A 13,047-nucleotide genomic window follows, 5' to 3' on the forward strand; every position below is an offset into this window, starting at 1 on the left:
CTGCGCCAAGGCCAGCTCCAAACCAGGAGCATTGCTTGCTGGCAAAAGAAACTACTCCCCCACCAAATCCTCGGGATACTTGGGCCGTCCACTGGCATCAATCGTCGTCGAGGAGATCACCAAGTAGAGGTAGCCTTGGTCGGTCGAGATTCGCTCGACCAAGGCATGACGCTGAGGTGGCGCAATGTCGCGATACTCCGCAACCGCCGCACTGCTGAGCGCGAAAGTTGAACCTTCCCCCAACTGAATCGGACTTCCTCCCGGGCGATACTCAAATCGAAAATCCCCTTGAGAGCCAAAGCCGAAGCCACCGGCTGCGACCGAAAGGCGCAAACCTTTCCAATCCCCATTCGGGTCACCCTCTATCGATTGGATTTCAGCTGGGGGCCCGGCAGCGGTCACCACACTGGGGAGAGGAAACACCTGTCCCTCTGCTGAAAAATCATTCTGCAAGTCCTCCCGAGTTAGAAATCCTCGCTCCAAAGCCGGGATCTCTTGCTCGGCATAGACCATCTCACCCACAACAAGCTGTTGATAAAATACTGTTCTAAGCAATGAGCTGGTGAAGCCATCAATCTCGTCAAGTGCCGATGGGGCGGCGCGAACTGTAACCATTCCGTGAGAGCTATCAAATTCCGCCTGCTCGCCTGCTCCTCTCAACCAACCAAGCCGCTTGAACATGGCATCCAGCGAGGCCTGCTCTTCGGAAGTAATCGGAAACTGACCTTCATTCGCCCGAAAGAATAGCTCGTGTAGGTCTGTCTTCAAAGTCGGCGGCACGGTCCACGTTCTCGTCACCAACTCCTCTTCGCTAGCAACGGCCAAATCCTCGATCCGGACCAAGTCGAACTGCCCGTCTTCACGCCAAGTCAGCTTCACCCCATAGGCAATGGCCAAGGTCTGCAGCACTTGAGAAAAGGAGCGGTTGGTCATCAGAATATCCTGACGCTCATCGAGTCCAGCGGGAACCTGGGGACGAAAGTCGAGCGGCTCCTGTTGAGTGCGCAAGCTGATGAAAGTGTATTCCTCCAAAAGTGCATCCAGCGCCTCGGCAAAGGTCGCCTGCTCCAGTTTCAACTCCGGAATAGTGAATTCCACCAAATCCGCAACCTCGTGCGTGCCGGGCTCAAAATTCGGGGAAGGCTCCACCGTCGCTCGCAGCCGATCCAAGCGGCTCTGCTGGGCCGTCTTGCGCCCCTCCGTGAGAAGCTGGGAAGACTTTCCCGCATGAGAGCTGAGCGGGCGGACTTTTTGAGAATCTGCTCGTTCACCACTCAATGCGAGAAAAAGGGCCACCGCCATGAGAACAATTCCCACTCCAAGCCATCGTTTTGACATCACTCCCAAACTAATTCTCGCAGAATCTCTTGTCGACGAGAAACGCTTACCATGGTGGCAGCAGGCGAAAAACGCGCTCTCTTTTTCACGAGATTTGATCGCTTTCGAATCGGGATTACCTTATTCCCATTAAACCAATCATCCGATGAGCGCGATTCATTGTGCTCTCCAGCCGCCAAGTCCTTCACCATCAGGATTCACTCTACTCAAGCCTTCCAACCCACCTCGAATCTGCCTGCCCCCCGACCCTGCCTAACGTCTCGCCACCCTTAGATAGAATGGATAGCCGACACGCAAGTGCCTCCCAGCCAACTCTCTCCCGCCCAGTTTCCTCGAGCCTCCCTGCTGCTCCGGGGGTGCGCGAGCTGCTGTTAATTCTTTGCTGGCTAGGCTCCTCTCTTTCCCTTTTGGCGGAAGAAGAAATGGCCCCGGAAGTGGAGGGAGATTGCAACAATCCCTCTCTCAGCTGGAAGACCGCAGAAAACTTTCACTACTACCTCGACAGTAGCCCTGATCTGGAAGACTGGACCTGGACGGGCCGGGAAGTAGCCGGAACGGGCAGCCGGGTGGTGGAATCGAAGGCCACCAATGCCAAGCGGATGTTTTTCCGCGTCAGGGAGATGGCAGAGCCAAACAACGACGCCTTCACCCTCCTTCCCCTCCCAGCCGACGAGTCGGACGAAATTGACGGCATTTGCTTCGCCTTTGACCTGAACCTTCTCCCTAAGCGGCCCAGCGCGATTCAACTTTTCAAACGGGCGACCCATCCGCCCAATCAGCCTTGGGAGGAACTGGGAAAGATTCGGGATTTTGACGAGGAAGATGACTTCCAATTCATCCGGGGCTGCGCGGTCTGGTTGGCCGAGGTGGCTCCCGGAGATGATAACGGCGTCTTCGAGCTGCAGGCTTCAGCCCTGAATGAGGAGGGAGTGGCCTTCGCCAGCAGCATCCGGCAGGTCACCCTGGGCCGCAACATGCCTCCCACGGTCACCATCACCGCCGGGCCGGAGCAGAATTCGCCCAACCGGCAGTTTGTCAACTTCACCGCGCTGACCCAAGATGTGGAGGGAGACCCCGTGCGCCGGGTGGAATTCTACGCCAACGGGGAGCTCATCGGGACCGACAGCACCCCGACTGAAACCGACGATCCGGCCGTTCTTTCCTTTGGCAACAATGTCCTCACCCGGCGGGGGAACTACGTGGAGCTTCTGCGGCTTGACGACGATCCTTCCACTCCCGAGGACGAGAGCATCCACCACATCACGGCCAAGGCCTATGATTCCCGGGGTGCGGTGGGGGAGACCGCCGAGTCATATCCCATCACCGTCACCAGCGGAAACGCCCGCCCCCAACTGGAGGTCCTCTCACCTACGAGCGACTTCATCACCGTCGTGGAGCCCAACAACACCTTCACCATCCACTGCCTGGCCAGCGATCCGGATGGCGATGACGATCTAGCCAGTATCGAGGCCACCATCCTCTCCTCCCGCAGCGTCCTCTACGCCCGCACTCCCCCCGAAGGGAGCTTCACCTTCGACACCTCGGATTGGGACCTGAAAACCCACGTCATTGAGGTCGTGGCCCGCGACCAAAACGGCGACACCAGCCTCCCCTACTACCTGGAAGTGGACGTCAGCTCGGGCCTCGCCCACTCCCTGGTCAGCTCCATCGTGGCCGGCAGCTCCGTCACGGTCGTTCCCGGGAGCGAACGCTTCCATGGTGTGGAAGCCTCCAGCGGGCTCTTTTCCGGCGGCCTGGATGCAGGCTTGGAAATGGACGCAGGCGCCCTGCTCACCACCGGCCGCAAAAGCAATTGGAACAGTGGCGACGAGGATGAAGGCTCCCACAACGACACCGAATGGCGCACCGGGGGAAATGCCGAGCTGGAGGACCGCGTGGTGGGATTCCGCACCGAAGATGCCGCCGTGCTGGAATTCGACATCATCCCCTCCTCAAGCCAAATCGACATCGAGTATCAGTTTGCCTCGGAAGAATATGTGGAATGGGTCACCCAGAGAACCGACCCAAGCTGCCACAACGATGCCTTTATGATCACCGTTAATGGCGTCCTCGTATCCATGGTGCCCGATTGCTCGGACATCGTGGCCGTGCACTCCATTCACCCCAGCATCTCCGCCGAGGAATCCGACTGCAATCCCGACGACGTGAGCGCGGAAAATGAACATCTCTACGTGGACGATTCCGACATTCTCGCCCGGGTGGACCCGGAGAAAGCCGACACTCGTTGTGAATATGACGGGATGACGATCAAGCTGAGGTCCCACGTCTTCGTCACCCCCAATCAGACCTACCGCATGAAGTTCATCATTGCGGATGTCGACGACGCCCAATACGACTCGGCCCTCTTTATCAAAGAAAACTCTCTCCGCTCCCCGGAAGAGTCGGAAGAGGGCAAATAAACCCGGCGGGAGCGCCCGCGATCACGACCTCGACAAATCCCCCAGATGCTTGCGTAAAAAAGTGGCGACGCGGTACTGCCAGGCGGGTGAAAAGAAGCGGGCTCCCCCGTGCTTTTCCTCCGGAAGAATCTCACTTTCCACCGTCAGGCCTTTCTCTTGATAACAAGCAATCATGCGTTCCGCTTGATCGACGAGAACTTGGGGATCTTTCCCGCCATGGATGACCAGCAGCGGCGGGGCAGCGGCATGGACGTGAAAGGCCGGGCTGGCCAAGCGAGCCCGTTCCGGATGCTCCCTGACCGCGCCTCCCAGGAGCTTGTGCACCACCGAGCCCGGGGGCTCGGTGGCCCGGGGCTGGCTGCGGCTGCGCAGCAAAAGATCGCTGGCTCCAAAGTAATCGACCACCGCTTGCACGGAGGAATCCTCTCCCTCATTGCCGCCCACCGTCCCTTCCAACTCGGGATGGCCGGCAGAGACCCCGGCCAACATCGCCAGATGCCCCCCGGCGGAAACTCCCACCGCTCCGATACGACGTGCATCGTAGCCATAGTAGGGAGCCCGGGCCCGCAACCAGCGCAGCGCTCCCTTGACGTCGTGGATTTGGGCCGGAAAGACCGCCTCCCCACTGAGCCGATACTGCACGCTGGCCACTGCAAAACCATAGCCCGTCAACCATTCCGCCCCAGGGCTGGCGTAGCTCCCCGAGCTCCAGCCGCCGCCATGAAGCGAGATCACCAGCGGACAACTGCGAAGGGAAAAAGCCGGGAGATAGAGGTTAAGATGCAGCTCTTTCCCCCCAACCTCGCCATAAACGAGGTCCCGGTAAGTCGGCCCCCGCAAGCGGGCCCATGTCATCCGGAAAGCGACTCGTAAAGGATTCTCCATCATTCCTCCTCCCTACAGGGGAAAGCGAATCAGCAGGCAAAGCAAGGAGAAGATCTTGTGAAAAGAAACCGCGTTTTCTAGATTCTCACCCGAATGAGAGAGCCCCTTTCTCCGTCAAACTTTCCGCCTTCGCCGGAAAATCCCGTGCGGCACCCCCTCGCCAAATGGCGGGTGCCCCTCGCTCTCGGCATTGGATTGCTCTACGGCCTCCTGACCCGCCTGAGCTGGGGCTACGAGCCGCTGCAAGGGATCTTCGGCACTCCCGTGAGCATGAGCTATCTCTTTCTCACCCCCTTCGTCCTCGGAGCCCTGGTGGCCCTCGTCGGCATGCTCGTCGCCCCCACCCGCAATGTCTCATTCTGGGGCGTGGCGATGCCCATTCTGGCCATCATCATTGGCACCGTGGCTGCCCTCATCTCCCATCTGGAGGCTCTTTTTTGTCTCATCGTGGCCTTTCCCATTCTCATGACCATGGCCATTTTGGGCGGAGTCATCACCTCCTTGCTGATGCGCCAAATGCGCCCTTCCAGTCTCAAGTTCTACTCCTCCAGTCTTCTCTTTCTCCCCTATCTCGTCGCCCCCATCGAGCAAATGCTCGACCTCCCTCCTGAAGAGATCACCATGCACGACAGCATCCTCGTCCAAGCCCCTGCCGAGGTCATCTGGGACCAAATCGCCAGCGTGCCGGAAATCCAGCAGGACGAGATCCGCAATTCCTGGATCTATCAACTCGGCTTTCCCCGCCCCCGGGCCGCCACCCTCGATCACCACGGCGTCGGCGGCAAACGCATCGCGACCTTCGAGCGGGAGGTCAGCTTTTTCGAGGTCATCGACACCTGGAATCCCCCCCAGAGCCTCTCCTTCAGCATCGAAGCCGACCCCGCCTTCATTCCCGCCAATGCCTTCGACGAGCACATCATCGTCGGCGGCCGCTTCTATGATGTCTTGGATGGCAAATATGAAATTGAAGCCCTCGACCCTCATCAGTGCCGCCTCCACCTCACTAGCCGCCACCGCCTGGGCTCCCATTTCAATCGCTATGCCGAGTGGTGGAGCCGGGTCATCATGAAGGAAATCCAGACCACCATCCTGGAAGTCGTCGCGCAGCGCGCCGAAGCAGCCTCCTCGCACGCAGAAGGAAATCGGTGAATCTACGGGGGACTGAACACCCTCACCTCCCTCAGCGCGATCGTCTCCGGGAGTTTTTGCCAATAAAATCGTGGGACCCAATGTCTTCTTGGGCAAAATCCAGGTAAGCTTTCAGTCGCGCAACCACCTCGGGATGGTCGGCAGCCACATTTGTGGTCTCCCCGATGTCCTTGCTCAGATTGTAGAGGGTCAACTCCTTGAGATAAGGGCGGTCCTCTTCGGGGACATGACTGAGCCAGCTTTCTCCTTCCTTGGTCTTATCGAGCTCCGAATGGGGAAGATGGAGCTTCCAGTCCCCCTCGCGCACCGCGCGCAGAGCCTGATGCTGGTAATAAAAATAAGGACGCATCCTTTCGCGGTCCTCCCCATGGAATTGACTTGTGAGATCCAACCCGTCAATCACGCGATCGGTAGGAATCTCTCCTCCCGCCAGTCGCACCAGAGAAGGAAGCAAGTCGATGGTGGCGGCCAGCTGATGACAGGTGGTTCCAGCGGGGATCCGCCCCGGTGCCCGAATGACAAAGGGCACGCGAAGACCGCCTTCGTAAGTGCTCGTTTTGGCCCCGCGCAAGGGATGGCAATGCCCACCATTCTTCCCCTGGCGCCACCAGGGTCCATTGTCGCTGGTGTAGATGAGGTAGGTGCGCTCATCCAATCCGAGCTCCCGCAGCTTGTCCAGCACCCGCCCGGTATGGAAGTCCAGCTCCTCGATGACGTCCCCATAAAGTCCTTCCGCAGACTTTCCCTTGAAAGCGGGAGAAGCATCGATGGGGGTGTGCGGCATGGGATGTGCCAAGTAAAAGAAAAAGGGCTCCTCCTGATGCTCCTCAATGAAGTCGAGAGCCTTCTCGGTAAAGAGCTTTGTCAGACTTGCGCGCGGGGGCTTCCTGCGCACCACTTCCTCCCCCACCCGGATGTTCCGGCAATCACTGGTCTCAGCCCAAAAGGTGGTCTCGAATCCCTGATTGTGTGGGCCGAGCGCAACCCGAAAGGCATCCTTCCGTCCCGAGAGGTCCCACTTGCCCGCCATCCCGGTGCGATAGCCCAGGGGTTTGAGAAGCTCGGCGAGAGTCACCTCCTGCAAGGAAATCGCGGGATGTGGAATCTGTCCGTCATCGTGCCCGGCCCACTCCGTTCTCATCGGATAGGAACCAGTCAGAAGGGAAACGCGAGCGGGACCACAAACCGTTTGCGCATAAAAATTGGTGAACTTGCGCCCTTCCCGCGCCATCTGGTCGACTCGTTGCGTCCGGATATTGGGAGAGCCAAAGCATCCCAAGTCCTGATAACCCTGATCATCAGTCAGAATAATGATGAAATTCGGCTTCACCCGCGCTTGGGAGGTCTCCGCCACCGCCGGGGAGAGAGGAGAAAGAAAAGCCGCCAGCAGGAGTCCGGCCTGCCGGAGAAGGGATGCACCGGAGCAGGGCCGCTTCGCTCGCAACAGGCTTTTTGTCCAAGAAGAGATCGGGGTCGGAAGAAAGTTCATACTAACAATGCGCGGGATTCCGGGCGATTGGAACACCCCATCACGAGAAATGTCCCTTCGCAAGGCAGTTTCCCGAAAAGCCCTGCCCGGGAACGCGAATCGTGATTTTCCAACACTTGCCAAATGACGCCCCGCTGGGCAAAGTCGGCCCCTATGCCCGTTATCAAGCCCAAGATCCGTGGATTCATCTGCACCACCTCGCACCCCGATGGTTGCGCGGCCCACGTGCAGGAGCAAATCGCCTATGTCAAAAGCCAGCCCAAGCTGGACAATGCTCCCCAGAAGGTGCTCGTGATCGGCTCCTCGACGGGTTACGGGCTCGCTTCGCGCATCGTGCCCGCCTTCGGAGGAGGGGCCGCCACCATGGGGGTCTTTTTCGAGAAAGAAGGCACCGAGAAAAAGCCCGGATCGCCCGGCTGGTATAACAGCGTGGCCTTCGAGGAAGCCGCCAAGGAGGAAGGGCTCTACGCCCGCAGCTTCAATGGTGACGCCTTTTCCACCGAAATGAAGGAGCAGGTCATCGCCGCCATCAAGGAGGACCTCGGTCAAGTGGACATGGTGGTCTACTCGCTGGCCTCTCCCCGCCGCACCGACCCCGCCACCGGTGAGACCTACCGCTCCGTGCTCAAGCCCACCGGCGACACCTACACCCAGCACACCCTGAATACCGACAAGGGCGAGGTGGAGAAAGTGACCATCGAGTCCGCCAGCGAAGAAGAAATTGCAGCCACCGTGAAGGTGATGGGCGGCGAAGATTGGCAGCTCTGGATCGAGGCCCTGAAGGAGGCCGGCGTGCTGGCCGAAGGCTTCCGCACCGTGGCCTACTCCTACATCGGGCCGGAAATCACCTGGGCCGTCTACACCGATGGCACCATCGGTCGGGCCAAGGAGCATTTGGAACAAACTGCCGCCGCCATGAACGAGCAATTCGGCGCGCAGACCGCCCTGGTCTCGGTCAACAAAGCTCTCGTCACCCAGGCCAGCTCCGCCATCCCGGTGGTGCCCCTCTACATTTCCATTCTCTACAAAATCATGAAAGAGAAGGGGCTGCACGAGGGAACAATCGAGCAAATCCAGCGCCTCTTCGCCGACCACTACTGCGGCCCCAATGGTCCCCAGTTGGACGAGAAGGGCCGCATCCGTATCGACGATTGGGAAATGCGCGAGGACGTGCAAGCCGAGGTGATGAAAGTCTGGGAAAACATCTCCACCGAAAACCTCGCCAGCGAGACCGACTTTGCCGGCTACCAGGCCGAGTTCCTCAAGCTCTTTGGCTTCGGCCTCGCCGGCGTCAACTACGAGGCCGAGACCCACACCGAGCGCCCCCTGCCGAGTTAAGGAGGCTTTCCCCAAAAACCGATCGCAAAGATGCGGATGGTGGCTCCCGGTTCATCCTTGGGAATCACCCCGCAGCTTTGCGCACTCTCTCGCTAGGCGATGATGTCGTGCAAGATGTGGCCATGCACATCAGTGAGGCGCATATCGCGCCCACCGAAGCGGAAAGTGCTCTTTTCATGCTCCAAGCCGAGAAGGTGCAGCATGGTGGCGTGGAGATCATGAATCTCAATGCGGTCCTGAATCGCCTTGTAGCCAAATTCATCGGTCTCGCCGTAGCTGGCCCCGCCCTTCACTCCGCCGCCAGCCATCCAGATGGTGAAGCCGAAGGGGTTGTGATCGCGACCATTCTTCCCTTGCGCAAAGGGAGTGCGGCCAAATTCGCCCGCCCAGACGACGAGGGTTTCCTCGAGCAGCCCCCGGCTCTGCAAGTCCGTGAGCAAGCCCGCGATGGGCTGATCCACCGCCTTGCAATTCGCCTCGTGCCCCTGCCGCATCTTACTGTGCTGGTCCCAGCGATCATCGGTGCACTTCGGGCAAGTCAGCTCGATGAAGCGCACCCCGCGCTCGACCAGGCGCCGGGCGATGAGGCATTGCCCGCCAAAGGTGCGGGTGGCTTCGAAGGATTCATCCAGCCCATAGAGCTTGCGGGTGGCCTCCGTCTCGCCGCGCAGATCCATGAGGTCGGGCACGGCAGCCTGCATGCGATAGGCCGTCTCGTAGTTGGCAATGGCAGATTCGACCGCCTCCGCTCCCCCGAAATCGCCCACCGCGAGCTGATCGAGACTACGAAGCGTCGCAAGCTTGTTGCGCTGGAGAGATGGCTGCGCTTCCTGGGGCACGATATTGGCCAGCGGCTCCTTGCCTGACTGGAAAATGGAGCCTTGGTAAGTCGCCGGGAGAAAGCTGGAATTGAAGTTATCAAGTCCCCCGGGCGGAATGAGGCCGCCATTGAGAACGACGAATCCGGGCAGGTTCTGGTTGCTGCTCCCAAGGCCGTAGCCCACCCAGGCCCCCATGCTCGGGCGACCCTGCAAGCCCGACCCAGTATGGAGAAAGTAATTGGCGGCGGTGTGCTCGGAAAATTGTGAGGTGCAGGACTTGATCATGGCCAACTTGTCCGCGTGCTTAGCCACATGAGGAAAGAGGCTACTCACCCAGTGCCCGCACTCTCCGTGTTGCTTGAACTCCCAGGGAGATCCCATGATGGAGCCAATATTGTCAAACTGGGTGGGCTCCAGCTTACCCATCACTTCGGCCGCATTCTGCCCATTGTATTTCGCCAAAGCAGGCTTGTAATCAAAGGTATCGATATGGGAAGGCCCGCCATCCATGTAGAGGAAAATGACGTTCTTGGCCCTGGGGCGATGATGGGGCAACTGCACGAGACCGCTCCCCGGCACCCGGCCAAAAGCCCGATCGTTCAACAAAGTGGCCAGCGCCACCGCACCGATGCCATGGGCTCCCTGTTGCAGAAGCTGACGACGGGTGAGAGGACGGGGAGTGAATCGTTGGCAATGCATGGAGACGGTTATTTAAGATAGATAAATTCTTTCTGGTTAATAAGCAAATGGCAGAGGTCGGTCCAGAGCTGCTCATCATCGGGCCCGGCCTGGTAATGCTCTTGCTGACTGCTCAGGAATTGACGCAAGAGGTCCCTTTCCTCGGCGGAAGGAGAGCGCGAGAAGGCGGCCAGATATGCCGACTCCAGCCGCTCTTCGCTGGCCGGGAGCGCGAGCAAGGTCCGCGCCCAGCGCCGGGCCTCTTCCAGCACGAAGGGATCATTCATCAGGGTCAGAGACTGGGCCGGAACATTGGAGCTCGTTCGCCGCCCAATGGTGGTGAAGGGGATAGGACGATCAAAGGCATGCTCAAAGGGCGACAGGAAATTGCGCCGGATGGCGAGGTAGAGACTGCGCCGGCCATCGAGGTCGAGGGGACCACTCTCCGGCTTCCCCCGTCCCGAGAGAAACGGAGTGAGGTGAACGAGCACACTGGGGCCCCCATGCTGGTCACTCAAGGAGCCCGAGACCGCCAGGATGGCATCACGCACCCCCTCCGCCGGGAGACGGCGCACCCGAAAGTGATGCAACAGACGATTGTTGGGGTCCGCTTGCGCGATGAGGTCGGCCGAATTTTCCTCCGCAGCCACCACCCCCTGGCGATAGGTGCGGGAGAGCACAATCTGGCGAATCATGGCCTTGCTGGACCATCCTTGCGCGATGAAGTCGCGAGCCAGCCAATCAAGCAAGGCGGGATGGCTCGGCTCTTCCCCCATCACCCCGAAATCATCGACCGAGGCCACCAGACCCACTCCGGTGAGATAGTGCCAGAGGCGATTGACATAGACCCGCGCGGTCAAGGGATGGTCCTCCGCGATGAGGGACTGCGCGAGCTGCAGCCGCCCACTCGCCCCGGGGGGCACGGTGAAGGCCTCCTCGCCCAGGGCGGTGAGATTCCGCCGGGGCACCTCGTCGCCAAGACTCTTGTGCCCGCCCCGGATGTGCACAAATTCATTCTCCGGAGTGCCCTCCTGCAGAGCGAGGGTCACCACGGGCGCGGGCAGAGACTGCTCCACCTCCGCAGCCTCCGTGAAGATCGGCTGCAAGGCCTCCTTGAGCCCGGCCTCCGCTTGCTGGGTAAACTCCGGCTTCTCCGAACGCCGATAGGCAATCTCGTCGATAGCCAGGTAGCCATTCCCCAAATCGGCAAACTCGAGGTAGATACGATGCCCGACGTATTTCCGCAGATCTCCGCCCAACGTCTTCCATGCAAAGGCTCCCTTGGTGTTGGCCTGCCCTGAATCCAAATTGGTCCCTTTGAAGAGCAACTGATGATACTCCGTCATGAAGTAGCCATCAATCACTGCCCGCACCCGCACCGGACCGGTCGCCGCGAGCCGAATATGGATCTCGGGCTCGGTGAGCTCAAAAGTGGGCGACTGCAGCACCCCCTGCTGTTTTTTCCCAAAAAGACCGCTGTGCACCACCCCCGCCGGCACCAGAGGGCGCTCCTCATCAGCCAGCGCAACGGTCGCCTCTGCGGCCGGGCCCTGGGAACCGGGCTGAAAGGCTGGACCACTGACAAACCAATCGGCAGGCACCCCTTGCGCAAAAGACTCGATGACTTCCGCGCCGGGCGAAGGTTCCTCAACTCCTCCTCCCGTGCTCTCGGAAAGAAGTCCCGCAGCCTCCCGCTGCAAGTCCTGCAACCGGGAGAGCCCCTGCGAAAGGCGGCCATCCGGATCGTGATAGGCCTCCCGCCGCCGGCTACTCTGGAGGAAACCCGCCAAGGCATAGAAATCCTTGGTCGAAATGGCATCGAACTTGTGATCGTGACAGCGCGCACAGGACACCGTCAGGCCGAGGAAGGTCTTGGAGAAAACGTCGATCTGATTGTCGATACGAAGAGCCTCATCCCCCCGCACATCAGTCGGCGCATGATTGGCCTCCCCCAGCCACCAGGAAGTGGTCGCGACAATCGCTTCATTCAGGCCCGAACCCTCCTCGACCCGGGGCTCGACCAAATCACCCGCCACGTGCTCGACGAGAAACTGGTCGTAGGGCAAATCTTCATTGAAGGCCCGCACCACGTAATCGCGATACCGCCAGGCATGGGGGATGGGATAATCGAACTCGTGCCCATAGCTATCCGCATAACGCATGAGGTCCAGCCAATGGCGGGCCCATTTTTCGCCAAAGCGGGGCGAGGCCAACAAGCGATCCACCACCTTGGCATGAGCCTCCGGCGAAGAATCAGCGAGGAAATCCGCCACCTCCTGCGCAGTGGGCGGGAGCCCGGTGAGGTCGAAGCTCACCCGACGCAGCCAAGAGCGCCGGTCGGCATCGGGGGCCGGCTTCAGTCCCGCCTCCTCCAAGCGGGCGAGAATAAAATGGTCAATCGGTCCCTGCGGCCAATCCCGTTGCTCCACCGACGGCAGCTCCCGCTCCTCGGGGCCATGCCAACTCCAGTGCTCGTCGCGGCGCCCTTCCAAATCGAATCCTCCCGCCCGCTTGACCCCGTCATCGGGTTCATCCGGCCAAGGTGCCCCGATCGCAACCCACTTTTCCAGCGCCGCAATCGCCGCATCGGGCAACTTGGACTTGGGGGGCATCTCCAGATCGACGTTGTTGTAGCGCACCGTTTCGATCAGCAAACTGGCATCGGGATCGCCCGGCACGATGGCCGGACCGGTATCCCCTCCGGAGAGAATGGAAGCCCGCGAATCCAGCCACAACCCGGCCTTCAACTTCTTGGCCTCCGCACTGTGACAACTGTAGCAGGACTCGGCCAGGACAGGACGCACCTCGCGCTCAAAGAACTCGAGATCTGCCGCACTGAAGGCTTCCGCGCTCACTCGCACCAGAAGGAGAAACTGAAAAAAAAGGACGACTCTCACTGCAGAGCAGAACGGCAAGTTTGCCGCGAAGT

At 59.9% G+C, this 13,047-nt stretch carries 8 protein-coding genes; 3 read left to right on the top strand and 5 right to left on the bottom strand.

Annotation, left to right across the window (positions count from 1 at the left end; translation table 11 throughout):
• Window positions 1-51: 51 nt before the first annotated feature.
• A complete protein-coding gene (locus tag JIN78_RS02420; RefSeq protein ID WP_200390339.1) occupies window positions 52-1,338 on the bottom strand; it encodes a hypothetical protein in 1,287 nt (428 codons plus the stop codon).
• Between the two features lie 278 nt (window positions 1,339-1,616).
• Here JIN78_RS02420 and JIN78_RS02425 point away from each other — a divergent pair, with 278 nt between their 5' ends.
• The gene (locus JIN78_RS02425; protein WP_200390340.1) at window positions 1,617-3,758 is read left to right on the top strand and encodes a choice-of-anchor L domain-containing protein; all 2,142 of its coding nucleotides are present in this window, start codon (window positions 1,617-1,619) and stop codon (window positions 3,756-3,758) included.
• Window positions 3,759-3,779: 21 nt separating this feature from the next.
• Here the strand turns inward: JIN78_RS02425 and JIN78_RS02430 are convergent, their stop codons facing one another.
• Complete coding sequence (locus JIN78_RS02430; protein WP_200390341.1) at window positions 3,780-4,613, bottom strand: alpha/beta hydrolase; 834 nt, start codon at window positions 4,611-4,613, stop codon at window positions 3,780-3,782.
• 123 nt (window positions 4,614-4,736) lie between these two features.
• Here JIN78_RS02430 and JIN78_RS02435 point away from each other — a divergent pair, with 123 nt between their 5' ends.
• The gene (locus JIN78_RS02435) at window positions 4,737-5,792 is read left to right on the top strand and encodes a hypothetical protein (RefSeq protein ID WP_200390342.1); all 1,056 of its coding nucleotides are present in this window, start codon (window positions 4,737-4,739) and stop codon (window positions 5,790-5,792) included.
• A 31-nt stretch (window positions 5,793-5,823) separates the two neighbouring features.
• Here JIN78_RS02435 and JIN78_RS02440 read toward each other — a convergent pair whose 3' ends face one another.
• On the bottom strand, window positions 5,824-7,236 hold the full coding sequence (locus JIN78_RS02440) for a sulfatase family protein (RefSeq protein ID WP_200390343.1): 1,413 nt from the start codon (window positions 7,234-7,236) through the stop codon (window positions 5,824-5,826).
• A 198-nt stretch (window positions 7,237-7,434) separates the two neighbouring features.
• On the opposite strand from JIN78_RS02440, the gene fabV reads away from it, so the two are divergent.
• On the top strand, window positions 7,435-8,619 hold the full coding sequence (gene fabV / locus JIN78_RS02445) for an enoyl-ACP reductase FabV (protein WP_200390344.1): 1,185 nt from the start codon (window positions 7,435-7,437) through the stop codon (window positions 8,617-8,619).
• Window positions 8,620-8,711: 92 nt separating this feature from the next.
• Here fabV and JIN78_RS02450 read toward each other — a convergent pair whose 3' ends face one another.
• Together JIN78_RS02450 and JIN78_RS02455 are read right to left on the bottom strand one after the other, a co-directional pair.
• A complete protein-coding gene (locus JIN78_RS02450; RefSeq protein ID WP_200390345.1) occupies window positions 8,712-10,139 on the bottom strand; it encodes a DUF1501 domain-containing protein in 1,428 nt (475 codons plus the stop codon).
• A gap of 8 nt (window positions 10,140-10,147) precedes the next feature.
• Window positions 10,148-13,015, bottom strand: a complete 2,868-nt coding sequence (locus JIN78_RS02455) for a PSD1 and planctomycete cytochrome C domain-containing protein (protein ID WP_200390346.1) — start codon at window positions 13,013-13,015, stop codon at window positions 10,148-10,150.
• Window positions 13,016-13,047: the final 32 nt, after the last annotated feature.

This window comes from Roseibacillus ishigakijimensis, from assembly GCF_016595415.1.
GTDB classification, from domain to species: Bacteria; Verrucomicrobiota; Verrucomicrobiia; order Verrucomicrobiales; family Akkermansiaceae; genus Roseibacillus; species Roseibacillus ishigakijimensis.

Coding starts and splice junctions, on each gene's coding strand:
- JIN78_RS02420 (WP_200390339.1), bottom strand. CDS start 1,338: ATGTCAAAACGATGGCTTGGAGTGGGAATTGTTCTCATGGCGGTGGCC.
- JIN78_RS02425 (WP_200390340.1), top strand. CDS start 1,617: ATGGATAGCCGACACGCAAGTGCCTCCCAGCCAACTCTCTCCCGCCCA.
- JIN78_RS02430 (WP_200390341.1), bottom strand. CDS start 4,613: ATGACATGGGCCCGCTTGCGGGGGCCGACTTACCGGGACCTCGTTTAT.
- JIN78_RS02435 (WP_200390342.1), top strand. CDS start 4,737: ATGAGAGAGCCCCTTTCTCCGTCAAACTTTCCGCCTTCGCCGGAAAAT.
- fabV (WP_200390344.1), top strand. CDS start 7,435: ATGCCCGTTATCAAGCCCAAGATCCGTGGATTCATCTGCACCACCTCG.
- JIN78_RS02450 (WP_200390345.1), bottom strand. CDS start 10,139: ATGCATTGCCAACGATTCACTCCCCGTCCTCTCACCCGTCGTCAGCTT.